This window comes from Streptomyces sp. WI03-4A (assembly GCF_033792105.1).
Classification (GTDB): domain Bacteria; phylum Actinomycetota; class Actinomycetes; order Streptomycetales; family Streptomycetaceae; genus Streptomyces; species Streptomyces collinus_A.
Genome location: NZ_JARAUO010000016.1, coordinates 56138 through 82319 on the forward strand (window position 1 = coordinate 56138; position 26182 = coordinate 82319).

Annotated in this window: 23 protein-coding genes and 1 tRNA gene; 10 read left to right on the top strand and 14 right to left on the bottom strand. The window is 72.9% G+C overall.

Going from position 1 to position 26182, the window contains the following annotated elements:
• Positions 1-48: 48 nt before the first annotated feature.
• Positions 49-122, bottom strand: a tRNA-Thr gene (locus PV343_RS18295).
• A 217-nt stretch (positions 123-339) separates the two neighbouring features.
• Here PV343_RS18295 and msiK point away from each other — a divergent pair.
• From msiK to PV343_RS18310, 3 genes are all read left to right on the top strand, one after another.
• On the top strand, positions 340-1476 hold the full coding sequence (gene msiK / locus PV343_RS18300) for a diacetylchitobiose ABC transporter ATP-binding protein MsiK (RefSeq protein WP_319147995.1): 1137 nt from the start codon (positions 340-342) through the stop codon (positions 1474-1476).
• Positions 1477-1682: 206 nt separating this feature from the next.
• Positions 1683-2144 (top strand): hypothetical protein, encoded by a 462-nt coding sequence (locus PV343_RS18305; protein ID WP_319147996.1) that lies wholly within the window; start codon positions 1683-1685, stop codon positions 2142-2144.
• Between the two features lie 102 nt (positions 2145-2246).
• Positions 2247-2978, top strand: a complete 732-nt coding sequence (locus PV343_RS18310; protein WP_319147997.1) for a nucleotidyltransferase family protein — start codon at positions 2247-2249, stop codon at positions 2976-2978.
• Between the two features lie 316 nt (positions 2979-3294).
• Here PV343_RS18310 and PV343_RS18315 read toward each other — a convergent pair whose 3' ends face one another.
• The 7 genes from PV343_RS18315 to PV343_RS18345 form a co-directional block, all read right to left on the bottom strand.
• Complete coding sequence (locus PV343_RS18315; RefSeq protein WP_319147998.1) at positions 3295-5028, bottom strand: DoxX family protein; 1734 nt, start codon at positions 5026-5028, stop codon at positions 3295-3297.
• Between the two features lie 128 nt (positions 5029-5156).
• Positions 5157-6098 (bottom strand): 23S rRNA (guanosine(2251)-2'-O)-methyltransferase RlmB, encoded by a 942-nt coding sequence (gene rlmB, locus PV343_RS18320; RefSeq protein ID WP_319147999.1) that lies wholly within the window; start codon positions 6096-6098, stop codon positions 5157-5159.
• Positions 6099-6197: 99 nt separating this feature from the next.
• Positions 6198-7598: a cysteine--tRNA ligase gene (gene cysS, locus PV343_RS18325; RefSeq protein ID WP_319148000.1), complete on the bottom strand. Its 1401-nt coding sequence runs from the start codon at positions 7596-7598 to the stop codon at positions 6198-6200.
• An 84-nt stretch (positions 7599-7682) separates the two neighbouring features.
• A complete protein-coding gene (locus PV343_RS18330) occupies positions 7683-8087 on the bottom strand; it encodes a PPOX class F420-dependent oxidoreductase (protein WP_319148001.1) in 405 nt (134 codons plus the stop codon).
• A 49-nt stretch (positions 8088-8136) separates the two neighbouring features.
• A complete protein-coding gene (gene ispF, locus PV343_RS18335; protein WP_319148002.1) occupies positions 8137-8685 on the bottom strand; it encodes a 2-C-methyl-D-erythritol 2,4-cyclodiphosphate synthase in 549 nt (182 codons plus the stop codon).
• On the bottom strand, positions 8675-9427 hold the full coding sequence (gene ispD, locus PV343_RS18340; RefSeq protein ID WP_020940823.1) for a 2-C-methyl-D-erythritol 4-phosphate cytidylyltransferase: 753 nt from the start codon (positions 9425-9427) through the stop codon (positions 8675-8677). Before ispD ends, ispF begins: the two co-directional genes overlap by 11 nt.
• A gap of 312 nt (positions 9428-9739) precedes the next feature.
• Entirely contained in the window at positions 9740-10222 is a 483-nt protein-coding gene (locus PV343_RS18345; protein WP_003953493.1) for a CarD family transcriptional regulator, read from the bottom strand.
• Positions 10223-10836: 614 nt separating this feature from the next.
• On the opposite strand from PV343_RS18345, the gene PV343_RS18350 reads away from it, so the two are divergent.
• Positions 10837-11529, top strand: a complete 693-nt coding sequence (locus tag PV343_RS18350) for a DUF461 domain-containing protein (RefSeq protein WP_319148003.1) — start codon at positions 10837-10839, stop codon at positions 11527-11529.
• 104 nt (positions 11530-11633) lie between these two features.
• Here PV343_RS18350 and PV343_RS18355 read toward each other — a convergent pair whose 3' ends face one another.
• A complete protein-coding gene (locus tag PV343_RS18355) occupies positions 11634-12314 on the bottom strand; it encodes a response regulator transcription factor (protein ID WP_010358452.1) in 681 nt (226 codons plus the stop codon).
• Positions 12311-13564, bottom strand: coding sequence for a sensor histidine kinase (locus PV343_RS18360; RefSeq protein ID WP_319148004.1), 1254 nt, complete (start codon positions 13562-13564; stop codon positions 12311-12313). Before PV343_RS18360 ends, PV343_RS18355 begins: the two co-directional genes overlap by 4 nt.
• Before the next feature lie 180 nt (positions 13565-13744).
• Between PV343_RS18360 and phoU the strand changes: the two genes are divergently transcribed.
• Both phoU and PV343_RS18370 read left to right on the top strand, forming a co-directional pair.
• Entirely contained in the window at positions 13745-14434 is a 690-nt protein-coding gene (gene phoU / locus PV343_RS18365; RefSeq protein WP_133921856.1) for a phosphate signaling complex protein PhoU, read from the top strand.
• A 123-nt stretch (positions 14435-14557) separates the two neighbouring features.
• Positions 14558-14713, top strand: a complete 156-nt coding sequence (locus PV343_RS18370) for a hypothetical protein (RefSeq protein ID WP_020940827.1) — start codon at positions 14558-14560, stop codon at positions 14711-14713.
• A gap of 554 nt (positions 14714-15267) precedes the next feature.
• Here the strand turns inward: PV343_RS18370 and PV343_RS18375 are convergent.
• The 4 genes from PV343_RS18375 to PV343_RS18390 all read right to left on the bottom strand — a co-directional run bounded on the left by PV343_RS18375 (position 15268) and on the right by PV343_RS18390 (position 18128).
• Complete coding sequence (locus tag PV343_RS18375; protein ID WP_319148005.1) at positions 15268-15552, bottom strand: hypothetical protein; 285 nt, start codon at positions 15550-15552, stop codon at positions 15268-15270.
• Positions 15549-16412 (bottom strand): GAF and ANTAR domain-containing protein, encoded by an 864-nt coding sequence (locus PV343_RS18380; RefSeq protein ID WP_319148006.1) that lies wholly within the window; start codon positions 16410-16412, stop codon positions 15549-15551. Before PV343_RS18380 ends, PV343_RS18375 begins: the two co-directional genes overlap by 4 nt.
• Before the next feature lie 152 nt (positions 16413-16564).
• Positions 16565-17113 (bottom strand): GNAT family N-acetyltransferase, encoded by a 549-nt coding sequence (locus tag PV343_RS18385; protein WP_319148007.1) that lies wholly within the window; start codon positions 17111-17113, stop codon positions 16565-16567.
• Between the two features lie 52 nt (positions 17114-17165).
• The gene (locus tag PV343_RS18390) at positions 17166-18128 is read right to left on the bottom strand and encodes an ArsR/SmtB family transcription factor (RefSeq protein ID WP_319148008.1); all 963 of its coding nucleotides are present in this window, start codon (positions 18126-18128) and stop codon (positions 17166-17168) included.
• Between the two features lie 55 nt (positions 18129-18183).
• On the opposite strand from PV343_RS18390, the gene PV343_RS18395 reads away from it, so the two are divergent.
• From PV343_RS18395 to PV343_RS18410, 4 genes are all read left to right on the top strand, one after another.
• Positions 18184-21492 carry an amino acid adenylation domain-containing protein gene (locus tag PV343_RS18395; protein ID WP_319148009.1) on the top strand — a complete coding sequence of 1103 codons (3309 nt, stop codon included), beginning with the start codon at positions 18184-18186 and terminating at the stop codon, positions 21490-21492.
• A 93-nt stretch (positions 21493-21585) separates the two neighbouring features.
• Entirely contained in the window at positions 21586-21789 is a 204-nt protein-coding gene (locus PV343_RS18400) for an MbtH family protein (protein WP_317444074.1), read from the top strand.
• A 1-nt stretch (position 21790) separates the two neighbouring features.
• A complete protein-coding gene (locus PV343_RS18405) occupies positions 21791-23053 on the top strand; it encodes an MFS transporter (RefSeq protein ID WP_319148010.1) in 1263 nt (420 codons plus the stop codon).
• Positions 23050-26166: a type I polyketide synthase gene (locus tag PV343_RS18410; RefSeq protein ID WP_319148011.1), complete on the top strand. Its 3117-nt coding sequence runs from the start codon at positions 23050-23052 to the stop codon at positions 26164-26166. Before PV343_RS18405 ends, PV343_RS18410 begins: the two co-directional genes overlap by 4 nt.
• The last annotated feature ends 16 nt before the right edge of the window (positions 26167-26182 follow it).

The window sequence follows — 26182 nt, forward strand, 5'->3', positions numbered from 1 at the left end:
GACGGAAGGCCACCCGCACCGGACGGTGCGGGTGGCCTTCGTGTACGGAGCCCCCTGTCGGATTCGAACCGACGACCTACGCATTACAAGTGCGGTGCTCTGGCCATCTGAGCTAAGGAGGCCTGCACGCGCATACCGCGTACGTGCCTGTGCAGTGTACCCACGTCCCACCACGGGCCCGTCGAAAATTTCCGCGAAGTTCACAGGGGCCGGGGTGCTGACAGACGGGTGAACGGCAGGTACCGTCCAGAACCGGTTCACTCGCGTGGACTACACCAACCACCTTCCTACAACGGATCGTCCGGCACGTTCCTGCCGGTAGAAGGGGGCCCATTCACCATGGCCACTGTGACGTTCGACAAGGCGACCCGGATCTACCCGGGTTCCACCAAGCCCGCCGTCGACGGTCTCGACATCGCGATCGAGGACGGCGAGTTCCTCGTCCTGGTCGGCCCGTCGGGTTGCGGCAAGTCCACCTCGCTCCGGATGCTCGCGGGGCTCGAGGACGTCAACGGCGGAGCCATCCGCATCGGTGACCGCGACGTCACCCACCTGCCGCCCAAGGACCGGGACATCGCCATGGTGTTCCAGAACTACGCGCTGTACCCGCACATGTCCGTCGCCGACAACATGGGCTTCGCGCTCAAGATCGCCGGCGTCAACAAGGCGGAGATCCGGCAGAAGGTCGAGGAGGCCGCGAAGATCCTCGACCTCACCGAGTACCTGGACCGCAAGCCGAAGGCGCTCTCCGGCGGTCAGCGCCAGCGTGTCGCCATGGGCCGCGCCATCGTGCGTGAGCCGCAGGTCTTCCTCATGGACGAGCCGCTGTCCAACCTGGACGCCAAGCTCCGTGTGTCCACGCGTACGCAGATCGCGTCCCTGCAGCGCCGCCTCGGCATCACCACCGTCTACGTCACCCACGACCAGGTCGAGGCCATGACGATGGGCGACCGGGTGGCCGTGCTCAAGGACGGCCTGCTCCAGCAGGTCGACTCGCCGCGGAACATGTACGACAAGCCCGCGAACCTCTTCGTCGCCGGCTTCATCGGCTCCCCGGCCATGAACCTGGTCGAGGTCCCGATCACCGACGGCGGCGTGAAGTTCGGCAACAGCGTCGTCCCGGTCAACCGCGACGCCCTGAAGGCCGCCTCCGACAAGGGTGACCGCACGGTGACCGTCGGTGTCCGCCCCGAGCACTTCGACGTGGTCGAGCTGGGCGGCGGTGCCGCCACCTCGCTGTCCAAGGACACCGAGGACGCCCCGGCCGGTCTCGCGGTCTCCGTGAACGTGGTCGAGGAGCTGGGCGCCGACGGCTACGTCTACGGCACCGCCGAGGTCAGTGGCGAGGTCAAGGACCTGGTCGTCCGCGTGAACGGCCGCCAGGTGCCGGACAAGGGCTCCACGCTGCACGTGGTGCCGCGTCCGGGCGAGATCCACGTGTTCTCCACCTCCACCGGCGAGCGGCTCTCCGACTGAGCGGCTGAGCAGCGCTTTCACGCACGGTTGACGGAAGGGGCCCCGCGGATCGCCGCGGGGCCCCTTCCGTTGCCGGGAGATACCCCGGCACGGCGAGCATTTCGGGCGGGTCGCGTCAACCCTCTACCCAGAAAGGGACGCCACTTCATCCCCCATAAGGGTGACCAAATGTCGCCATATGGTTACCGGGCGCTACCCTCACTCGCGTGAAGCACTCCACCAACCCTCAGACGCGACGCGGCCACCGGGGCGGCCCTGCCCGCCGGATCGGCCGCACTCTCGCCCTCGTCCTGCCCGTCGTCCTGGTGCTCTCCGGGACCCTCGCGGTCACCCGGGTCAACTGGACGGGGAGCCCTTCCAGCTCGGTGCTGACCGCCTCGGACGTCTCCGCGGCGGAGGTCTCCACCCGGACGGTCGCCCACGCCCCGCAGGACGTCCTGCGCGACCGGCTGATGACCGAGCTGCAGGACCGGAACCCCGGGGTGGTCCTGACCCACCTCCAGCAGGCCGTCAACGGGCACCCGTCGCTGGCGAAGCACTGCTCCTCCATCGCGCGGGCCCTGGGCCAGGCGGCGGTCCGTATCTACGGCGCCTCACGCGCGCAGTCCTACGCCCGGCCGGTGTGCGACACCGCCTTCGCTTCCGGCGTGCTGGCCGCGCACAGCTAGGCGCGGCGCCGAGGCTAGACCCGGTTGGGAAGTCGGTAACGGCTCCTTAAGGAGCTTGTTGCGGCCGGATTCCCGGCCGGGGCGCCACGTACAGTTCGGGTCATGACCCATCCGAACGCCGCGTCGCGCCCCACTCAAGCCGTAGTCCTGGCCGGTGGCCAGGGCTCACGGCTGCGTCCCTACACCGACGACCGGCCCAAGCCGATGGTCGAGATCCCCGGTACGGGCACTCCGATCATCGGGCACCAGCTGGCCTGGCTCGCCGAGGAGGGCGTGACGGACGTGGTGATCTCCTGCGGCCACCTCGCCGAGGTGCTGCAGAAGTGGCTGGACTCGGCCGACCTGCCGGTGTCCGTCACCACCGTCGTGGAGACGGAGCCCCTGGGCCGCGGCGGCGGTCTCAAGTACGCCGCCGCGCACCTGCCCCATCCCGACCGGCCCTGGTACGCCACCAACGGCGACATCTGGACCCGCTTCTCCCTGCGGGACATGGCCGACTTCCACACCGAGCGGGACGCCCTCGCGACCCTGGCGCTGGCCCGGCCCCGGATCCCCTGGGGCGCGGTGAAGACCGACGGCTTCGGTCACATCACCGACTTCATCGAGGCCCCGCCGTCGACGTTCGAGATCAACGCCGGCGTGTACGTGTTCTCGCCCGAGTTCCGCGATCTGCTGCCCGAGCGGGGCGACCACGAGCGGACCACCTTCCCCCGGCTGGCCCGGGAGCGGAAGCTCGCCGGGTTCCCCATCCCGCAGGGTGCCTACTGGCGGGCCATCGACACAGCCAAGGACCTCACCGAGGCGGCGAAGGAACTGGCAGCCCTGGGCCGCTGACGGGCCGCTGGGCGCCCGGGGCGAGAGCCTGGGCGGCACGTTCCCATGCCCGGGTGACCGGCCGGGCGCCCGACCGACGGCCTCGGGCGGGCAGCCCGAGGCACACCCACGGCCGGGCCGGCGTCCGGGCGCACAGCGACAGCGTCGGCTCCGGCGGGGGCGGCCTCCCGGTCCCGCTCCCCGAACCACGGACCGCGGATCGGCCGCGCCGGGGCGCCGTGCTTCGAGCCTCGGACCCCGCGCGCCGGCCGTACGCCAAGGGCCCCGTACCTTCCCGGTACGGGGCCCCTTCGCGTGCTGTCGGCTGTCCTGTCCGCTAGCCCAGCAGGCCGCCCACCAGGCCCGGCTGGCCGGTGGAGGAGGTGCCGCCCGAACCGCCGCCGCTGCTGCCGCCGGTGGACGTGCCGCCGCCCGTCGCCGTGCCGCCCGTGCTGGTCGGGCCCGCCGTGGTGCTGGGGGCGCCGCCCGTCGGGGCGGAGCGGCGGGGCGGGACCTGGCCCGAGGTGCCCTGGGTCTGGCTGGGGGCCGTGGTGGTGGCGCCGGTGCTGCGGCTCGCACCCGGGGTCGTCGCCGCGCCGGAGGGGCTGGCGCCGGCCGTCGCGCCGCCGGACGGCGAGCTGGACGCCGACGGGGTCCGCCGGTGCGCCTGGCCGGGCTCCTGCGGGAGCGGGGAGCCGGGCACGTTGTTACGCGGGGCCTCGCCGGGGCCGGGCACGACCACCCGGCTGGAGTCGCGCACCGCGCCGCCCAGCAGGGAGCCGACCAGCAGGGTGAGACCGACCGTGACCGCCGTGACCAGGGCGCCGCGGCGCAGGACGTAGCGGCGCAGGTCCCAGATGTCGGCGCGGGGTCCCAGGGTGCGCCAGGCGCTGCCGGCGAGACGGCCGTCGACCGAGTAGACCGGGGCGCCCGCGATGATCAGCGGGGACCAGGCGGCCAGGTAGATGATGTCCGGGGTGTCGTAGGCGGGGACGCTCTTCCAGCTCACCGTGACGATCAGCGCGGCCGAGAGCAGGGCGCCGACCACGGCGGCGACGCGCTGCCAGCAGCCGAAGACGGTCAGGACGCCGACGGCCACCTGGAGGAAGGCGATGACGAGCCCGGAGCCGACCGGGTGGTGCAGCGCGAACTGGCGCAGCGGCTCGGCGACGTCCCACGGGTGCAGGGTGTTGAGCCACTTGACCATGGAGCCGCGCTTGCCGCCGTCGAAGTAGACGGGGTCGCACAGCTTGCCCATGCCGCCGTAGATGGAGATGAAGCCGAGGAAGATGCGCAGCGGGAGCAGGACGACGCCGAGGTTCATCCGGCGGCCCGGGTAGTAGGCGTGCCGCGCCGGGTCGTCGCCGTGGCGCCTGCGCAGACGCTCGCCCGTCTCGGCGGTGTCGTCGTAGTCGTCGTAGTCGTCGTAGTCGCCCTGGTCGGCGTACTCGTCGTGGCCGGCGTACCCGGCGTGGTCGCCGTAGTTCCCGTAACCGCCGTCGAACTCCTGCGCCGCGTAACCCGGTTCGTCGTAGGCGCTGCCCGCGGCGCGCATGGGGGGCAGGAGCCGGGTGCCCTCGTCGGGGGCGGTGCGCTGGTGCCCGACGACCGGGGTCTCCACCGTCTGGTCGAGCCCGGGGTAGGCGTCCGGGTATCCGGTGCCCACGCGCGGGATGACCTGGGTGGCGCCGGCCTCGACGGGCTCGTCGGCATGGCGGACGCTGCCCCGGACGGCCTGGAGCAGCCGGTGGGCGCCGGTGTCGTCGGGCGCGGACCTGCCGCTCCACACGACGGGCCGCCGGCGGCCGGCCGCGGCGGTGGCGCCGGCCCGTCCCCCGGTGCCCATGACCGGCATGCGGGCGGGTTCCTGGGTGGCGCTCAGGTGCCGGGCGATCCGCGGGGATTGGCCGCGCTTGGCCGACGCGCCCAACTGCACGCGGAAGCTGGCGTGACTGACGATGACCTGCGCCGGATCGCTCGGCACCTTCACCATGCTCAGCGCGGGAGCGTCGTCGAATCCCGACGAGCGGTCCCCCGTGGGTGTGCGGGGTGTTCTGGTGTCCACACGCATCTAACCGAGTGACGTGGAGTTAGGACACTGCTTTGACCGCCCGGATGTGTCCGGACCCCGTCAAAGCGGCTCCTGACGCCACATGGACGCCGTAATGACCCCGCACGGGTGACGTGCCGGACGGGTGTTCAGCTCCGCCTGCGCGCCGCCTCGTACAGCACGATGCCCGCGGCCACACCGGCGTTCAGGGACTCCGCGCCACCGGGCATCGGGATCCGCACCCGGAAGTCGCAGGTCTCGCCGACCAGCCGGGACAGGCCCTTGCCCTCGCTGCCGACCACGATGACGACGGGCCCGCCGAGCGCCTCCAGGTCGCCGAGCTCCACCTCACCGTCCGCCGCCAGGCCCACGACCGTGATGCCGGCCTTCTTGTAGGCCTCCAGGGTCCGGGTGAGGTTGGTGGCGCGGGCGACCGGCGTACGGGCGGCCGTGCCGGCGGAGGTCTTCCAGGCGCCGGCCGTCATGCCCGCCGAGCGGCGCTCGGGGACGACCACGCCGTGGCCGCCGAAGGCGGAGACGGAGCGGACGACCGCGCCGAGGTTGCGCGGGTCGGTCACGCCGTCGAGCGCGACGATCAGCGGGTCGGCGGCCTCGTCGTAGGCGGCCTCGGCGAGGTCCTCGGGGTGCGCGTACTCGTACGGCGGGACCTGCAGGACCAGGCCCTGGTGGTTCAGGCCGTTCGTCATGCGGTCCAGCTCGGGACGCGGGGCCTCCATCAGGTTGATGCCGCCGCGCTCGGCGGCGAGCTGGAGGGCCTCGCGGACGCGCTCGTCGTTGTCGACGAACTGCTGGACGTAGAGCGTGGAGGCGGGCACGCCCTCGCGCAGCGCCTCGACCACCGGGTTGCGCCCGACGACCAGTTCGGAGGCGGACTTGCCGCCCCGGCCGCGCGCCACGGGGCGGCGCGCCGTCTGCTTCGCCTTGGAGGTGGCGATGCGGTTCTTCTTGTGCCCCTTGCGCATCTCGGCGGGCGGGGTAGGGCCCTTGCCCTCCAGACCCTTGCGCCGCTGGCCGCCACTGCCGACCTGCGCGCCCTTCTTGCCGGACATGCGACGGTTGTTCGCGGCCATGACCTACCTGTCTCTGTGGTGCGTGCGGATGTGTACGTCTATGCAGTGTGCCGCCCGGAGGTCCGGGCGGCACAATCGATCATCGGACCGCGGACGGTCTCAGCGCTGGCCGAGGCTCCAGCGAGGCCCCTGCGGGCTGTCCTCGATGACCAGACCCGTCTCCTTGAGCTGGTCGCGGATGGCGTCCGCGGTGGCCCAGTCCTTGCGGCCGCGGGCCGACTCGCGCTGGTCGAGGACGAGCCGCACGAGGCTGTCGACCACACCGTGCAGGTCCTCGCCCCGGTCGGTCTCGCCGGCCCAGAACGGGTCGAGCGGGTCGAGGCCGAGAACGCCGAGCATGGCGCGCACCTCGGCGAGCCGGGCCACGGCGGCGTCCTTGTCGCCGGCGGCCAGCGCGCTGTTGCCCTGCCGGACGGTGGTGTGCACGACGGCGAGGGCCTGCGGGACCCCCAGGTCGTCGTCCATCGCCTCGGCGAAGGCGGGCGGCATCTCGGCGGCGGGCTCGACGGCCCCGCCGGCCGTCTCCACCACGCGCTGGATGAAGCCCTCGATGCGGGCGAACGCGGACTCGGCCTCGCGCAGCGCGTCCTCGCTGTACTCGATCATCGAGCGGTAGTGCGGGGTGCCGAGGTAGTAGCGCAGGACGATCGGGCGCCACTGCTTGACCATCTCGGAGACCAGGACGCTGTTGCCGAGCGACTTGGACATCTTGTCGCCGGCCATGGTGACCCAGGCGTTGTGCACCCAGTACCGGGCGAAGTCGTCGCCGTAGGCCTTGGCCTGGGCGATCTCGTTCTCGTGGTGCGGGAAGATCAGGTCGAGGCCGCCGCCGTGGATGTCGAAGGCGCTGCCCAGGTACTTGTGGGCCATCGCCGAGCACTCCAGGTGCCAGCCGGGGCGGCCGGGGCCCCAGGGGGTCGGCCAGGTCGGCTCGCCGGGCTTGGCGGACTTCCACATGGCGAAGTCGCGCGGGTCGCGCTTGCCGGTCTCGCCCTCGCCGGAGGGCTGGAGCAGGTTGTCCAGCTCCTGCCGGGACAGCTCCAGGTAGCGCGGGAAGGACCGCACGTCGAAGTAGACGTTGCCGTCGGACGCGTAGGCGTGGCCGCGCTCGATGAGGCCCTGCATCATCTCGATCATCTCGGTGACGTGGCCGGTCGCGCGGGGCTCGTAGGTGGGCGGGAGGCAGCCGAGGGCGGAGTAGCCGTCGTTGAAGGCGCGCTCGTTCTCGTAGCCGATCGACCACCAGGGCCGGTTCTGCTCGTGGGCCTTCTTGATGATCTTGTCGTCGATGTCGGTGACGTTGCGGACGAACGTCACGTCGTAGCCGCGGTGGGCGAACCAGCGGCGCATGATGTCGAAGTTGAGGCCCGAGCGGATGTGCCCGATGTGCGGGGCCGCCTGCACGGTGGCGCCACACAGGTAGATCGAGACACAGCCCGGCGTGAGCGGGGTGAAGTCACGGATCTGCCGGGCGCTGGTGTCGTACAGGCGAATGGTCACCACTCCAGGGTAGTGGGCGCCAGGCAGTGCCTCACGCCCCTTCCCCACAATGCCCCGTGCCGGGCGCACCGTACCGCCGGCGCCTCAGAGCATGCCGACCACCTTGTCCGGGGTGATGCGCACCACCACCCGCTGGGCGTCGTTCGCCGAGGCCGGGTTGAAGTCCGCGTATTTCTGGCCGGTGTACTTCTCGCTCAGTTCGTCGATGAGTTCCGCGCCGCCGTCGGTGGTCATCTCGGCGGTGCCGCGGATCTCGGCGTACTCGTAGGGCTGCTCGGGGTTCATAACGACGACCGTGACGCGCGGGTCGCGGTCCAGGTTCTTCTTCTTGCGGCGGTCGGCCGTGGTGGAGAAGAGGATGTCGTCACCGTCGCGCTTCACCCAGACCGGGGACATCTGCGGTCCCCCGTCGGGCTGGAGGGTGCCGACGACGATGAACACCTTGCCGTCCAGCAGGGACTTGACCCGGTCGGGCAGTACGGCGGGCATGGGGTACCTCCTCGGTCAGCGGTGACTGTGCGGGTACCCTCGCACGCCCTCAGCCCACCCGCACCACGAGTGCCGTGGCCACCGCCATGAGTCCCTCCTCGCGGCCGGGGAAGCCGAGGCCGTCGGTCGTGGCGCCGGAGACGGACACCGGGGCGCCGGCCGCCTCGGAGAGGATCTTCTGCGCCTCGTCCCGGCGCTTGCCGATCTTGGGACGCGGTCCGACGACCTGGACGGCGACGTTGCCGATGGTGAAGCCGGCCTCGCGGACGATGCGGGCGGCCTCGGTCAGCAGGGTGGTGCCGGAGGCGCCGGACCACTCGGGGCGCCCGGTGCCGAAGTGCTGTCCGAGGTCGCCGAGCCCGGCGGCGGAGAAGAGCGCGTTGCACGCGGCGTGCGCGACGACGTCGGCGTCGGAGTGTCCGGCCAGGCCCGGGCCCGCGTCCTCCCACTTCAGGCCGGCGCACCACAGCTCGCGGCCTTCCTCGAAGGCGTGGATGTCGGTGCCGATGCCGACCTGGGGCAGCGCGAACGGGAGCGCCGCGGCCGGGTCCTGGGCGGGCCGGTCCCCGGAAGCCGCGGGCCGGTTCTCAGAAGCCATCGTTGAGCCTCCTGCGGGCGAGGACCGCCTCGGCGAGGACCAGGTCGAGGGGGCGGGTGACCTTGAAGGCCTCCTCGTGCCCGGGGACGGTGACGACCCGCAGGCCGAGCCGCTCGACCATGCTCGCGTCGTCCGTGACGTCCTCGGTGACGGTCTCGTGGGCGCGCACCAGGGTCGCGCGGTCGAAGCCCTGTGGTGTCTGCACGGCGCGCAGCCTGGCCCGCTCGGGCGTGGCCACGACCGGCTCGGGGTCGCCGTGGACGGCCGCGGGCTCGACCTCCTTGACGGTGTCGGCGAGCGGCAGCGCGGGGACCACGGCGGGCGCGCCCTCGCGTACGGCCTCGATGACCCCGTCCACGGTGTCGACGGGGACGAGCGGGCGGGCCGCGTCGTGCACGAGGACGACGCCGTACTCGGGCGGCAGCGCGTCCAGGCCCAGCCGGACCGACTCCTGGCGGCTGTCCCCGCCGGGCACGACGAGGAAGTCGGTGCGGTCGGGCAGGGCGTGCGCGTCGAGCAGGGACTTCACCTCGGCGGCGCCGTCGGGCGGGGCCACGACGATCACCAGGGCGACGTGCCGGGAGGCGGCGAGGGCGCGGACCGCGTGGATCAGCATGGGCGTGCCGTTCAGCGTGCGCAGCGCCTTGGGGGCGCCGGGGCCCAGGCGTACGCCCCGGCCGGCGGCGGGAATCACGGCGGCGACGGGGATCTGCGCGGGTGAGGGGCGCGAATCGTCAGACATCGGTTCCTGTCAGGTTTGTGTGCTCGACCTAGGTGGGTATGGCCTGGAGGAGTGCCGGGCGCGACGCCTTGACCGGACCCTTCCGTGACCCTGGTCGAGCCATCTGCCCGGGCCCGGCACACCAAGTATCGGGGGGCTTCCCCCGAGATGAACGACAGGCGTCGTACCGGCCCGTCGCCCCGGCCGCACCGCGGCCGGAGTTCCGGAGACGAACATGCCGCAGCGCCCGGCGACAGGGTCAGTGTCATCGGGCACCGCGGCAGTTTCACTGTGTTGCGCGTGCTGAGGGCGGCGGTTGCCGCCGGGGGCGCGTCAGGAGGCGAGTACCTCGTCGAGCAGGGCCTCGGCCTTGTCCTCGTTCGTGTTCTCCGCGAGAGCGAGCTCGCTCACCAGGATCTGGCGAGCCTTGGCGAGCATGCGCTTCTCACCGGCGGAGAGTCCGCGCTCGCGCTCGCGACGCCACAGGTCGCGCACGACTTCCGCGACCTTGATGACATCGCCGGAGGCGAGCTTCTCCAGGTTTGCCTTGTAGCGACGGGACCAGTTCGTGGGCTCCTCGGCGTACGGGGCGCGCAGCACCTCGAAGACTCGGTCCAGCCCGTCCTGACCGACCACATCACGCACGCCGACGAACTCCGCATTGTCCGCTGGCACACGTACCGTCAGGTCACCCTGGGCGACCTTCAGCACCAAGTAGGTCTTGTCCACGCCTTTGATCTGGCGAGTTTCGATAGCCTCGATCAGCGCGGCCCCGTGATGGGGATAGACCACGGTGTCGCCAACCTTGAACGTCATGTGACAGGTACCCCTTCCGTGGCTATCCAGAGTAACACGGATACGGCGGGTTCTGAATGGCGTTTTCGCAGGTCAGGGCATATCTCGGGGCTTGACAACAGCGACAGGAACGTGCTGCGGAGGGCCTGCGGAACCAGGTATTCGCAGGTCGGAGGGGCTCTCCGGGTGGAGGGAAACGCGCACGTTACACGCTCCGGGAGGCGCTTCCAAGCGGATGAACATCCCGATTTGTCGGGTTCCAGACGTGCGACTTCCGCTACTCCGTTCGGAGGCCCGGCGCCGGCGGGAACCGATTCCGGAATTGATCAACGCGGGCCGGACGGGTGATCGGTGATCAATTTCCGGGGGATCGCGCATTCCTTCACAAAAATGTCGCCGACGGTCCCAGGAGGGCTCGCGCGCGCGTTATGTGAATGCCGGACGGGGCTTCCGGCAAAGTGACCCGCGGGTCACTTGTCGGCGGTCGCGGTACCCCCACCCGGAGGGAAGCGGGGGGCTTGGGGGAGGGTCGGGTGCGGCGGCGCGGGAACGGCTCGGTAACCTGAGGTCGCTGACAGACACTTAGGGTGGCTTTATAGAGGAGCCGCCCCTGCGTTCAAGGAGTTGCCGCCGCCGTGAGCAGCAGCCTTCGACGCGGCGCCCTCGCCGCCTCCGCCATCGCCTTCTCGATCGCCTCGCTCGCCGCCTGCGGCGCCGGAAACAACTCCCAGACCCTGGAGATCAAGCCGGACAACGCGGCCACCAGCGTCGGCGCCATCAAGGTCCAGAACGCCACGATCATCACGCAGCCCGACCCGCAGGCCACCGGCCCGGCCGTCGTCTCCGCGACGATCTTCAACGGGGGCTCGACCAACCAGACCCTCCAGTCGGTCACCGTCGCGGGTGCGAGCGCGCCGCTCAAGCTCTCCCCGGCCAAGGGCCAGAGCCTGACCGTCCCGGCCCACGGCTCGCTGATCCTCGGCGGCAAGGGCAACGCGTCCGCCGTGCTGGCCACCGGCCGCGAGGCGGTCCAGAACGGCAACGTGCAGAAGGTGACCTTCACCCTCAGCTCGACCGGTCCGGTGAGCCTGAGCGCCTACGTGGTCCCGGCCACCAGCTACTTCAGCGGCTGGGGCCCGAGCGAGATCCCGACCGCCTCGGCCACCGCCGCCCCCGCGCCGGGCGCGTCCGCGTCGGGCAGCGGTAAGCCGCACAAGGGCGGCAAGGCCACCGCCTCGGCGACGGCCGGCGACACCGCGTCCGCCGGCGACGCCGCGGACACCGGCGCCACCCCGAGCGACTCGGCGTCCCAGTCGGCCGGCAACTGAGCGACCGCACGCACGAAGGGCGGCACCCCGCGCGGGGTGCCGCCCTTCGTCGTCCTTCGTCAGTCCTTCGCGGCCGCGGCCGGCCTGCCGCGGGACGGTACGGCCTACGGCTCGAACTTGTACCCGAGGCCCCGCACCGTCACCAGGTACCGGGGCGCCCCCGGGTCCGGCTCGATCTTGGCGCGCAGCCGCTTGACGTGGACGTCCAGCGTCTTGGTGTCACCGACGTAGTCGGCGCCCCAGACCCGGTCGATGAGCTGCATGCGGGTCAGCACGCGGCCGGCGTTGCGCAGCAGCATCTCCAGCAGGTCGAACTCCTTGAGCGGGAGGTCGACCTTCGAGCCCGAGACGGTGACCACGTGGCGGTCGACGTCCATGCGGACCGGACCCGCCTCCAGGGCGGCCGGGGTGACCTCCTCCGGCTCGCCGCGGCGGCGCAGCACGGCCCGGATGCGGGCGACCAGCTCCCGGGAGGAGAAGGGCTTGGTGACGTAGTCGTCGGCCCCTATCTCCAGGCCCACGACCTTGTCGATCTCGCTGTCCTTGGCGGTCACCATGATCACGGGGACGTTGGAGCGGCCGCGCAGCTGCCGGCACACCTCCGTGCCGGGCAGCCCCGGCAGCATCAGGTCGAGGAGGACGAGGTCGGCGCCGTTGCGCTCGAACTCGTCGAGTCCGTCGGGGCCGGTGGCCGCGACGGCGACCTCGAAGCCCTCCTTGCGGAGCATGTACGACAGGGCGTCGGAGAAGGACTCCTCGTCCTCGACGACGAGCACTCGGGTCACGGAAGGACCTCCGGGGCGGGAAGCGGTTCGTACGGAGATGTGTCGGTGGGGCCGCCGTCCTCTTCGTCGAGGTCGGGGTGGTGCAGTGCGCGGTCACGGGCCACGCCCGCCTCCGGCAGCCTGAGCGTGAACGTGGAGCCCTGCCCCTCGGCGCTCCACACCGTGACCTCCCCGCCGTGCGAGGCGACCACGTGCTTGACGATGGCGAGTCCGAGGCCGGTGCCCCCGGTGGCCCGGGAGCGGGCCGGGTCGACGCGGTAGAAGCGCTCGAAGACGCGTTCCTTGTCCTTCTCGGAGATCCCGATGCCCTGGTCGGTGACGGCCAGCTCGATCATGTCGCCGCCCGGGGCGACCACCCGGCGGGCGGCGATGCCGACCCGGGTGCGGGCCGGTGAGTAGTTCACGGCGTTCTCGACCAGGTTGCCGAGGGCGGCGGCGAGCTGGCCGCGGTTGCCCCACACGTGCAGGTCGGCGGTGCCCCCGGCGGCCATGATGATCTGCTTGGTGCCGGCCTGGTGGCGGCAGCGGTCGACGGCCTCGGCGACCAGCTCGTCCACCCGGACGGGCTCGGCGTCCTCCAGCGGGTCGTCGTTCTGCACCCGGGAGAGGTCGATGAGCTCCTGGACCAGGTTGGTCAGCCGGGTCGCCTCGATCTGCATGCGGCCCGCGAAGCGCTGCACGGCCTCGGGGTCGTCGGAGGCGTCCATCACGGCCTCGGAGAGCAGGGAGAGCGCGCCGACGGGCGTCTTCAGTTCATGGCTGACGTTCGCCACGAAGTCGCGCCGCACGGCCTCGATCCTGCGGGCCTCGGTGAGGTCCTCGACCAGCAGCAGGACCAGGCGGGAGCCGAGCGGGGCCACCCGCGCGGAGACGGCGAGGGCCTCGCCCCGTCCGGTGCCGCGCCGGGGCAGGTCCAGCTCCACCTGGCGTATCTCGCCGTCGCGTCTGGTGTCCCGGGCCATCTGGAGCATCGGCTCGACCGAGAGCTTGCCGCCGCGGACCAGCCCGAGGGCGTAGGCGGCGGAGCTGGCCTTGACGACGGCGTCGGCCTCGTCGAGGACGACGGCCGAGGAGCGGAGCACGGACAGTACGGTGTCCACGCCGGGCGGGAGTACGGGATCGGTGTGCAAAGAAGTCCTGGTGGGTCGCTTCTGGTCGCGTTCACTCCAGCGGAACGCCAGCATGGCGATGACACCGGTGAGCACCCCGGCGATCGCTGCCGCTGCGGCGACCGCCGCGTTCACGTCCATGCCTCAAGGTTAGGCATGTCGAACGAGCTGACCACAGCCGTCGAGGTGCGACCTCGAACACTCGTCGCCCAGAGTTCACCTTGGAGCCAGTACCGGTTCATTTGGGAGGGCAGAAACCGTCGCGTGCGGGACAGAACGTGGGAGCGTGGGGACCAAGCACACCTATGAGAGGGAACCCTGATGCGGGACGCGTACCACGAGGAACTGGACTCGATCGGCGACGGTCTGGTGGAGATGGCCCGGCTGGTCGGCTCCGCCATCGGGCGCGCCACGACGGCGATCCTCGACACCGACCTGAAGCTGGCCGAGAGCGTGATCGAGGCCGACCAGAAGGTCGACGAACTCCAGCACGACCTGGAGGCGCGGGCGATAGCCCTGCTCGCGCGCCAGCAGCCGGTGGCGACGGACCTCCGTATCGTCGTCACGTCGCTGCGCATGTCCGCCGACCTCGAGCGCTCCGGGGACCTCGCGCAGCACGTGGCCAAGCTGGCCCGGCTGCGCTTCCCCTCGCGCGCGGTGCCGCACGACCTGCACGCCACCATCCTGGAGATGGGCCAGCTCGCGCAGCGCCTGATGGCCAAGGCGGCCGAGGTGATCGTGACGAAGGACGTCGACCTCGCCCTCCAGCTGGAGCAGGACGACGACGACATGGACCTGCTGCACCGCACGCTGTTCCAGCACCTGATCGACGAGCGCTGGAAGCACGGCATCGAGACGGCCGTCGACGTGACCCTGCTGGGCCGCTACTACGAACGGTACGCCGACCACGCCGTGGCGGTCGCCAAGCGTGTGGTCTACCTCGTCACCGGCGAGCACGCGGACGACCTCCAGCAGGACATCCAGCCGGTCACCGGGCTCGACGGGGTCTGAGGCCGCGGGGGCTCGAAGACCGCGGGGCGGGGCGCGCGGGCGCCTCTGTGCGCCGTTGATGCGCCCAGGGAAACGGGCATGCAATGGGTGAGGGCACCAGGCCCCCGTGTCGAGGAGGGACCCATGGCCGAATCCCCCAGCACCACGCCCGACCCCACCCAGGAGCGCGACACCGACCAGTCCGGCGAGATCAGGAGCCTGCCGCTCGTCGCCGCGTGCGGCTGCGGCTCGGGCTGCGGCTGCGGCTGCCAGTCGGGCGCGCCCTGCCAGTGCGGCTGACGACGTACGACCTGTGAGGGGCCCCGGGACTCCCGGGGCCCCTCACGCGTGCCGGGGCGGGTTCCAGCGCAGCTGGGCGGTCCGGTGCAGGTCCTCCTGGGCGTCCGTCACCGTGACCGCCCGGTACCAGTCGAGCCACGCGCCGGCCTCCCGGGCGGCGGTGTCCAGGGCGCCGAACCCGGCCTCGGTGCAGGCGTGGCCCGGCCCGTCCGGGGGCTTCTTCCGGTTCCTTCAGGGACAGGCCGCCCGCCTCGGCGATCATGCCGGACGCCATGTCGGCGGTGGCCTTGGCGGCGAGGGCGGCCGCACCGCGGCCGCTGACGTCGGCGGGCCGCACCCGGTCCGGGGACCAGTTGACCAGCGCGACGGCGGTGACGTCGGCGAGCGTCCGGGCCGGTTCCAGGTCGAGCGGCGGCAGGCCGCCGGGTTCCCGGATCAGCAGGTTGACCGCGCCGACGCGCTGCCGGTGGACGCGCAGCGGGACCGCGTGCACCGAGCCGAAGCCGCTGCGCAGCGCGAAGGGTGCCACCAGGGGCCAGCGGTCGTGCAGGCGCTCATGTCGCGGGCGTCCACGCGCCGGCCCTCGCGGTAGCAGCCGAGGCAGGGGCCTCGTCGGTCCGGAGCTGGAACAGCTCCATGAAGGCCGCCTGTTCGCCGGTGACCGCCAGGGTGCGCAGGTCGCCGCGGGCCGAGGCGACCATGACGCCCACGGCGGCGGCGCCGGTGATGTCGACGCAGGCGCGGGCCAGCCGGTCCACGAGCGCGACGGGGTCGACGTCGTCGGCGAAGGGTTCGGCCGGCCCGACGACCGCCTCGGCGAGCTGCTGTTCCCGGCTCATGACCGGTCACCGTCCCTTCCCTCTCCGTCGCGCCGGCCGTCGTCCTGAGGGCCGGCGCGACGATCGCCGCCGGGCTCCGGCTCGAAGCGGAGTCTGCGGGCCAGGACCTCCCGGGCCACCTGGCTGACGGTACGGCCCTCGACGAAGGCGCGGGCCCGCATCCGGTCCAGGGCCTGCTCCGGGTCGGCGTCGAGCTGCACCATCACCATGCCGACCGCCTGGTAGACCTCGGTGTGGTCGGCCTCCGAGGCCTCCACCCAGGACGCTACCTCCTCGTCGGTGGCCTCCTCGGTGCCCCGGTGCGTCGGCTGGGTGCTCATCAGGGCGTACGTGACCGCGTCCCGCACCCAGAGCGCCGTCCGCAGGTCGGGTTCGGACAGGCCGCCGACCCGGTCGCAGTACAGGTCGAGGGTGCCGAGGGCGGCGCCGCTGACACCCAGGGGCAGCGAGAACACCGCGGACACGCCGAGCCCGACCGCCTCGTGCGCGAAGATCGGCCAGCGCCGGGCGTCGCGGCCCGCGGTGAGGTCGGGCGCGAGGACCGGGGCGCCCTGTTCGAGCGCGGAGTGGCAGGGCCCGTCCCCCATCGTGTACTGCAGCTCGGCCAGCCGGGCCGCCACCCGGTCGCTGGCGCACCAGGTCATCTGGATGCCCCGGCCCCCGGAGATCGACACCGAGGCCCCGCTGACCGGCAGCAGCCGTACGCATGCCGTGCACAGCGCGTCCGGGACGCGCCGCGGGTCCGTGACCTCACGGGCCGCGGCGGCCAGCGCCTCGCTCACCCGCAGCCGCCCCCGGGAGTCCGCGGACTTGCCGCCACCCGCCCACTCGTCGGGTGCGTCGGGCCGATCGGGGGACACGGTCATCACCCCCGTGGTGGCGTTCGGTCAGCGGCCATGATCCGTCAGTAATCCCTTTGTGTTCCCCCGCGGCACGCACGGCACGGGCTCTCGGCGGCCGGGTTCCCCTGTCGCGGCGGGTCATGACAGCGCGGTGCCGGGGCGTTTCGCCGCTAGCGTGCCGGCCGGCCGTCGTCCCGCCACTCGTGGTCCAGCATTCCGAGGACGACCTCGTCGGAGAAGGCACCGAATCCCCACGCGGACCCGCGCAGTGTTCCCTCTCTGGTGAATCCGGCCCGCTCCGCCGCGCGAATCATCGCCGCGTTGTCGGCGGCGGTTTCGATCTGCAGCCGGTGCAGGCCGCGCACCGCGAATCCATAGGTGCACAGCGCCCGCACGATATCCGTCCCCAGGCCCGTTCCACGGAATGCGGGAAGCAGCGAAAGGCCGAGGTGGCAGCGCCGGTTGTACGTGTCGATGCCCCACAGCAGCGCTTCACCGGCGAGTTTCTGGGAGGCCAGTTCCACCACCGAGAAAAAGACGATGTCGTCGTTCTGCTCACCCACCGCGTACGGGGATTTCTCGGAGCCCGGCGGAACGGGCCGCCAAGGGGCGGAATCGGCCAGCGCCTGGGTTCTCACGTCGTCGTACAGCTCCGACTGCAGGACGGCGATGTCGTCTTCGTGGCGGGCGCGCAGCCCGATCTTCTCGCCTCGTATCACGGGACATTGGTAGCCGACGACCGATGGCGGCCACAAGTGATCAACGGCGGGTTCAGCCGACCATGCGGTCGCCGAGCGGGGTGCGCGAATAAAGGATCGTGTGCCCGTGCCGGGCCCGGTCCAGCAGGCCGGCGCGGTGCATGATCCCGAGGTGCTGGCTGATCGCTGCGGGGCTGAGGTCGAGGCGGCGGGCGAGTTCGGTGGTGCTGAGCGGCTGGCTGAGCACCTCGAGGATCTGGGCGCGGCTGCGGCCCACCAGTTCGGCCAGGGCGCGGCTGGTGGCGACCACCCCGGCGCCCCACACGGTGCCCCGGCCGCGCGCCGGGTACCAGAGCCGCGGCGGCTGCGAGTAGTCGATGAGGGTGACCGCCCGGTTGCAGAACAGCGAGGGCGTGAAGGTGAGTCCGCGGCCGCGGACGTCCATGTCCGCCTCGACGCCCGGTTCGTCGACGTTGAGCGCGCCGTTGCTCCATCTCAGGCCGCGGTCGATGTCGTTGAACAGCCCTTGGGCGCCCTCGTCGGCGAGCCTTCTGGCGCGGTACAGAACGTCCGCCTCCAGCACGGCGATCAGTTTCGGCCAGTGGGGTTCGAGTATGGCTTTCCAGTAGCCGGTCAGAGCCGCGGTGATCTCTTCGAGCAGCCCCCGGACGTCGGTCTTCACGTCTTCCAGCCGGGGGTTAAGCCGGCGCCCGTTCGCCGCGTTGAGCAGATCGCGCAGCACGACGTCGTGGCCCGTGGCCCGGACGACCGCGAGTTCGTCGCTTATGTCCGGTCGCGGTGTGGCGGGATAGGGGGTGAGAAAGTCCGGAAGGAAACCAGCTGGGCCTATCAGCGCCTGCAGCAGATCCCAGTCGAGATGCGCGAGCTGCTTGGCCGAGGCGCGCACAAGTGGCTGGTGGATGGCGTATTTGGCGGGGTTCTGCCAGATCCACAGGCTCATGACCGCCTCTTGGAGCGGGGAGCACGCGAAGCGCACGGACGCGAGGTCGTCGGCGTCGAAGCGAAGAACCAACATTCGGCTGAGCCTAAATGTCTCGCCCGGCCGAGGGGAGGGCCTTTTTGATGTGGCCATGGCCTCCCGCACAGCCGACCACCCGTCGGCAACTCCTGCCCCCACAACCGCGGTCGGCGGCGTACGGACCCGGGAAACATCCGCTGACCGGCCGGACCGCCGGCCCCTCTCGCACGCCCAGCGCGCCCTGTGGCTGCTGGACCGTCTGCACCCGGGTTCCTCGCTGTACAACGTTCCCTTCGCGGTCCGGCTGCACGGACCCCTCGACGTCCCGGCGCTGCACGCCGCGCTGTGCCGCGTCGCCGAGCGGCACCAGGTGCTGCGGACCGTCTACCCCGAGCACGACGGAGAGCCGTACGCCCGGGTGCTGCCCGACGCGACGGTGCCGCTGGCCCGCGTGGACCTCGGCGGCCTCGCCCCCGACGCCCGGGAGAAGGAGGGCCTGGCCACCCTGCGCACCTGGGCCGAGGCCCCCTTCGACCTCGCCGCCGACCGGCTCCTGCGGGCCGGCCTGGTGCGGCTCGGCCCCGAGGAGCACCTGCTCGGCCTCTTCCTGCACCACATCGTGTGCGACGGCCCCTCCATGCACCTGCTCTTCGACGAACTGGGCGCCTGCTACGCGGGCGGCACCGACCTTCCCGCGCTCCCGGCGCAGTTCGCCGACCACGCGGAGCGGCAACGGGCGGCGGGCACCGACCCGGAGTCGGTCTCCTGGTGGCAGCGCTACCTGGACGGCGCCCCGACCAGGCTCGCCCTGCCCGCCGACCGGCCCGCGCCGCACCGGCGCTCCGGCCGCGGCGCCACCCACGCGGTCCGGCTGCCCGGCGCCCTGGTCGAGGCCGGCACGGTGCTCGCGCGCGGCCTGCGGGCCACGCCGTTCATGGTGATGACGGCGGCCTACGCCGCCCTGCTCGGCCGCCTGACCGGCGCCTCCGACCTGCTCGTCGGCACCCCGGTAGCCGGCCGCACCGAGGAGGAGTACGAGCCGCTGATCGGCTTCTTCGTCAACACCGTCCCGCTGCGCGTCGACCTGTCGGGCGACCCGGGCCTCGGTGAGCTGGTACGGCGGGTGCGCACGGCGACGCTGGAGGCGGTCGGGCACGCCGACGTGCCGTTCGAGACGCTGGTGGACAAGCTCCGCGTCGCACGGGACCCGGGGACCGTCCCGCTGGTCCAGGCGATGCTCACCTTCGAGTCCCGGCCGCTGGCCGAACCGCGCTTCGCCGGGCTGGAGTCCCGGCTGCTGCCGCTGTTCGCGCCGGCCGCCAAGTTCGACCTCGACGTCATGATCGTGCGCGCCCCGGACGGCAGCGGCGACTACGACCTCACGGTCACCTACAGCACCGACCTGTTCGAGGCAGGCACCGTCGCCGCGTTCGCCCGCCGCTTCGAGAACCTGCTCGCCGCCGGCGTCGGCGACCCCGAACTGCCCCTGCACCGGCTGCCGCTGCTCACCCCCGAGGAGACCCGGGACGCGGCGGAGCGCTGGAACCCGGCCCCGCCAGCCCGGCTCGCCGGGGAGCCGGTGCCGGTGCACGAGTGGGTGCGTCGGCACGCGGCCACCGCCCCCGACGCCCCCGCGGTCACCTCGGCGGCGGGCACCCTGTCCTACGCCGGACTCGACCGGGACACCGACCGCCTCGCCCACCGGCTGGCCGGGGCGGGCGTCCGGCCCGGCGACGTCGTCGGCATCCTGCTGCCGCGCGGCACGGACCTGGTCACCGCGATGCTCGCGGTCCTCCGGACGGGGGCCGCCTACCTGCCGCTGGACCTCACCCACCCCGCCGGCCACCTGCGCCGTGTCCTCGGCGCCGCCGGCGTCCGGCACGTCCTCACCGACGGGGAGGGCGCCCCGCGCCTCGCGGGGACCGGCGTCCAGCCCCTCGACGTCCACCGGTCCGGCGCGGCCACGCCCCAGGCGCCTCCGGCCGCGGTCCACCCGGACGGCCTCGCCTACGTCCTGTTCACCTCCGGGTCGACCGGCGAGCCCAAGGGTGTCGCCGTGCCGCACCGCGCCCTGGCCAACCACGCCCTGGCCATCCGCGACACGTTCCGGCTCGACGCGGGTGACCGCGTCCTGCAGTTCGCGAACGCCGCCTTCGACGTGGCCGCCGAGGAACTGTTCCCGACCTGGGCGGCCGGCGCCTGCGTGGTGCTGTGCGAACAGCCGCCGGTGCCCGAGGACCTGACCCGTCTGCTGGACGAGCGCGCCGTCACCGTGGCCAACCTGCCCGCCAGCTACTGGCAGCGCTGGGACGCCGCGATCGCCGCGGGCACCTGTGCGGCCGCCCGCACGCTGCGCCTGCTCGTCGTCGGCAGCGAGCCCGTCGACCCCTGGGCGCTGCGCTCCTGGCAGTCCCGCGACGGCGCTCCGGTCGTCAACGCCTACGGCCTGACCGAGACCACCATCACCGCCCTGACCCACGAGATGACGGGCCCGCTCGAGGACACCGTGGTGCCGGTCGGCACCCCCCTGCCGGGTGTGCGCGCCTACGTCCTCGACGACCGGCTCCAGCAGGTGCCGCCCGGCGTGCCCGGCGAGCTGTACATCGGCGGCGCCGGACTCGCCCGCGGCTATCTCGGGCGGCCCGACCTGACCGCCGACCGCTTCCTGCCCGACCCGTTCTCGCCCGCGCCCGGCGCCCGGATGCACCGCACCGGCGACCTGGCCCGGCGGCGGCCCGGCGGCCGCATCGAGGTGCTCGGCCGCATCGACGCCCAGCTCAAGGTGCGCGGCTACCGCATCGAGCCCGCCGAGGTGGAGGCCGCACTGAGCGCCCACCCCGACGTGGTGCAGGCGGCCGTCGCCGCCCGCGCCGGCACCGACGGGGTGGCCCGGCTGGCCGGCTACGTGGTGACGCGCTCCGGCACCGTGCCGCGGGACCTGCGGGAGCGGCTGACCGCGCTGCTCCCGGCCCACCTGGTGCCCGGCTCCGTCACCTGCCTGCCGGCGCTGCCACTGCTGCCCAGCGGCAAGGTCGACCGGTCGGCGCTGCCCGAACCGGTTGCCCCGGCCGCGCCCACCGGCTCCGGAGCGGCGCCCGGGACCGACCTGGAGCGGCTGCTGGCCGGACTCTGGCGGGACGTCCTGGAGCTCGACCGGGTCGGCGTCCACGACAACTTCTTCGACCTGGGCGGCACTTCCTACGGCCTCGCCGCCGTGCACGCCCGGCTGCGCGAGCGCACCGGCGGCACGCTGCCGCTGGTCGCGCTGTACGAGTACCCGACCATCGCGGCGCTCGCCCGCCACCTGGCCGACGGCCCCGGCGACCGCCCGGCCCCGGACGGACCGGGTGCCGCCCGGGAGAACGACCGGCTGCGGGCCGGACGGGACCGGCAGCGCCGGCGCCGGCTCCAGCAGCACTGACCGGCATCCCGCCCGGGGCCGCCGACGCGACGCTCCGCCGTCGTCCCGTCCCCGTCCGACCAGACAGTTCGCCCTGAGAGAGGTTTCCCCCACATGTCCACCGAGTCCGCGGTACGGCGTTACGTCGTCGTGCGCAACGACGAAGAGCAGTACTCGATCTGGCCGGCCGGCCGCGCCCTGCCGCCCGGCTGGCACGACCAGGGCTTCTCGGGGCCCAAGGACGAGTGCCTCGGCCACATCCGCCGGGTCTGGACCGACCTGCGCCCGCGCACCCTGCGCGAACTGGCGGGGAGCTGACATGCGACGCAACCTGTGGCGAGTCCCCGACTACCGCAACCTGTGGCTGTCGCACTCGGTGAGCCTGGTCGGAACCCAGGTGAGCGTCCTGGCGTTCCCGCTGATGGCGCTGCTCCTGCTGGACGCCTCCGCCACCGAGGTGAGCATGCTCTCCGCGGTGGAGTTCCTGCCCTCCCTGCTGCTCGGGCTGCCCGCCGGGGCCTGGGTGGAGCGGCTGCCCCGGCGGCCCGTGCTGATCGCCTCCGACGTCGTCCGGGCCGTGGCCATGGCCAGCGTGCCGCTGGCCTACGCCCTGGACCTGCTGAACCTGCCGCTGCTGTTCGTGGTCGCGTTCGTCATCGGCCTCGGCACCATCTTCTTCGACGTGGCGCAGCTGTCGTACCTGCCCTCGCTCGTCGACGAGGACGAGCTGACCGACGGCAACGCCAAGCTGGAGGGCGCGCGTTCGGTCGCGCAGCTCGCCGGGCCCACCGCGGGCGGCTTCCTGGTCCAGCTGTTCACCGCCCCCGTGGCCATCGCGCTCGACGTGTTCAGCTACGTAGCCTCCGCCGTCTTCCTGCTGCGGGTGCGCGGCCGCGGGGTGCCGCCGGAGCCGATCGAGCGGCTGAGCCTGCGCGGGGAGATCGCCGAGGGCGTCCGGTTCGTCTTCAGCCATCCGCTGGTACGGCCGCTGGCGCTGTGCGCCTTCGCCGCCGACCTCGCCTTCGCGGCCGTGCTCGCCCTCCAGGTGCCCTACGCCGCCGACACCCTCCACCTGCACTCCGGCTTCATCGGCATCGCCCTGGCCGTCGGCAGCGCGGGCGGGCTCGTGGGGGCCGCGGTGAGCGGCTGGGTGTCCGAGCGGTTCGGTCCCGGCCGTACCGTCCTGGTCAGCATCGTGGTCTTCAGTGCCGGTGCCGCGATCGTGCCGCTGGCCGGCGGTGCCATCGGCTTCGCGGCCGGTCTGTTCGTGGTCTACCTCGGCGTGGTCGTCTTCAACGTGCTCCAGATGACCATCTGCCAGAGCGTCACCCCGGAGCGGCTGCTGGGCCGTATGAACGCCACTCTCCGCTTCATCTCCTGGGGTTCGGTGCCGCTCGGCGCGGCAGTCGGCGGCCTGCTGGTCGGACCACTCGGTGTGCGCGGTGTGCTGTGGGTCGCGGCGGGCGTGTGCGCCCTGTCCGTCCTGCCGCCCCTGTTCTCCCGGATCCGCACGCTCACCGACGACCCGGAGCCGGGCGCCGAGGCCGAGCCGCTGCCGCTGGAGACGGAGGGCGCGGCGTGAGCGGGCACGGCACCGCGGGGGACACCGCGCACGACGCGTACAGCGTGTACGAGACCGACGACGCGTACGAGGCCGACGACGCCCACGACACGTACGCGTCCGGTGAGGCCGAGGACATCGGCGGGTTCGCCGCCGTGGTCGGGATGGCCGCCCGGGTGCCCGGCGCCGGTGACGTCGACGGCCTGTGGGAGACGCTGGCCGGCGGCACCGAGTCGGTCACCCGGTTCCCGGCGGCCCCCGGCGGGCCCACCCCCGCCTACGGCGTCGTCGAGGCCGCCGACGAGTTCGACGCCGCCTTCTTCGGCTACGCCCCGCGCGAGGCGCTGCTGCTCGACCCCCAGCACCGCGTGTTCCTGGAGTGCTCCTGGGAGGCGCTGGAGAACGCCGGGTACGACCCCGGCCGCTTCGACGGTCTGGTCGGTGTGTACGGCGGCAGCGGCGACACCGGGCACTTCTCCACCCTGCTGGCCAACCGTGCCGCGTTCCCCGGGGTCAGCGAGTGGCAGCTCCGGCTCGGCAGCGGCGCCGACTTCCTGACCAGCCGGGTCTCCTACAAGCTCGGCCTCAACGGCCCCGCCGTGACCGTGCAGACCGCCTGCTCGACCTCGCTCGTCGCGGTCCACACCGCGCTGCAGGCGCTGCTCGCCGGCGAGTGCGACCTGGCCCTGGCCGGCGGTGTCACCCTGCGCGTCCCGCACCCCGTCGACGAGAACCTGGACGACGGCCTGCTGGCCCAGGACGGCCACTGCCGGGCCTTCGACGCGGCCGCCACGGGCACCGTCTCCAGCGACGGCGTCGGTGTCGTGGCGCTCAAGCGCCTGGAGGACGCCCTGCGCGACGGCGACGAGATCCACGCCGTGATCCGCGGCTCGGCCGTCAACAACGACGGCGCCGCCAAGGCCGGGTTCACCACCCCCAGCGTCGACGGACAGGCCGCCGCCGTCCGCGCCGCCCACCTGGTGGCCGGCGTCACCCCCGACACCATCGGCTACGTCGAGGCGCACGGCACCGGCACCCCGGTCGGCGACCCCATCGAGGTCCGTGCCCTGGCCAAGGCGTTCGCCGGCGGCGGCGGGCCCGGCTCGTGCGTGCTCGGGTCGGCCAAGAGCAACCTCGGCCACACGGACGCCGCGTCCGGCGTCATCGGCCTGATCAAGGCCGTACTGGCTCTGCGCCACGAACTCATCCCGGGCACCGTTCACTTCGAGCGGCCGAATCCCGGGCTCGACCTGGAGCGCACGCCGTTCACCGTGAGCGCCGAGGCCCGTCCCTGGCCCCGCTCCGACGCGCCCCGCCGGGCCGGCGTCAACTCGCTGGGCATCGGCGGCACCAACGCCCACGTCGTCCTCCAGGAGGCCCCGCTGCCGGCGGCGGGCTCGCCGGGACGCCCGTACCAGCTCCTGCCCCTGTCCGCCCGCACCGGTACGGCTCTTCAGGAGTCCGCCCGGCGGCTCGGCGGCGCGCTGGGCCGCGGGTCCGCGCCGCTGGCGGACGTCGCCTGGACCCTGCAGACCGGACGCGCCGAACTCACCCACCGCGGCTACGTCGTGGCCACCGGCCGGGACGAGGCCCGGCGGGCGCTGGAGCCGGCGGGCACCGCCGCGCTCTCCCCCGTCCGGTACCGCGACCGGCCGCGGCCCGTGGCCTTCCTCTTCCCCGGCCAGGGCGGCCAGCACCTCGGCATGGCCCACGACCTGTACCGGCACGAGCCGGTGTTCCGGGACGTGGTCGACCGCTGCGCCGGGCTGGCCGAACCGGACCTCGGCGCCGACATCCGCACCGTGCTGTACCCGCCGAAGGACCGGCGCGCCGAGGCGGCCGCCCGGTTGGAGACCATGCGGTGCAGCCAGGTCGCGGTGTTCACCGTGCAGTGCGCGCTCGCCGCGCTGTGGCGCTCCTGGGGCGTGGAGCCCGCGATGGTCCTCGGGCACAGCCTGGGCGCCTACGCGGCGGCCACGGTGGCCGGCGTCCTCGACCTCCCGGACGCCCTGCGGCTGGTGCTCGAACGCAGCCGCATCCTGGACGACCTGCCCAGCGGGGCGATGCTGGCCGTGCCGCTGGCCGAGCGCGACCTGCTGCCGCTGCTCACCGACGAGGTGTCCGTGGCGGCGGTCAACGGCCCCCAGCAGTGCGTGCTGACCGGCACCGCCGACGGGGTGGCCGCGGTGCGGGACCGCCTGCACGCCGAGGACGTCGACGCCCGGCTGCTGCACATCAGCGCCGCCGCCCACTCCGCCCTGGTCGAACCGGCGCTGCCCGGCTTCGAGAAGTGCGTGGCCGGGGTGACCCTGCGGCCGCCGTCCCTGCCCTGGATCTCCGACCGCACCGGGCTGCCCGTCACCGGGGAGCAGGCGTGCGACCCGTCGTACTGGAGCGGGCACCTGCGGCACACCGTCCGCTTCGACGACGCGCTGCGCACGCTGTTCGCGGCCGGTGACCACGCGCTGCTGGAGATCGGCCCCGGACGCACGCTGACCACCCTGGCCCGCCGTCACCCCGACTGCGGACCGGACCGCCCCACGGCCCCCAGCCTGCCGCACGCCGCCGACGACACGGGCAGCGGCGTCACCGTGATGGCCGCGCTGGGCCGGCTGTGGCAGGAGGGCGCCGCGATCGACTGGGCGGCCGTGCACTCCGGCGAGTCACGGCGCCGTACCCCGCTGCCGACCTACCCCTTCGAACGGCAGCGGTTCCGGCTGGCGTCCCCGACGCCGCCGCTTCAGGCTCCGACGGTCACACCGCCACAGGGGAGCGGTGTGGCCGTCGGATCGGTCGAGTACGCGCGGCCCGACCTCGGCGACGACTACGAGGAGGCCGCGGGCCCGCTGGAGGAGGCCGTCGCCGCCGCCTTCGCCGAGGTGCTCGGCCTCGACCGGGTGGGACGGCACGACAACTTCTTCGACTACGGGGGCGACTCGCTCGTCGCGGCCCAGTACTGCGCACTGGTCCGCGCCACGACGGGGGCCGACGTCTCCGTGCGCATGGTGTTCCGGGCCCCGACCGTGGCCGGCTTCGCCGCCGCGATCGAGAAGCCGGCCGAGCAGGCGCCCGACCTTGCGCCCGACCAGACGACCGAACGGACGACGGAGCAGAGAGGGACGACGGGGGAATGATGCGAGGACGGACACG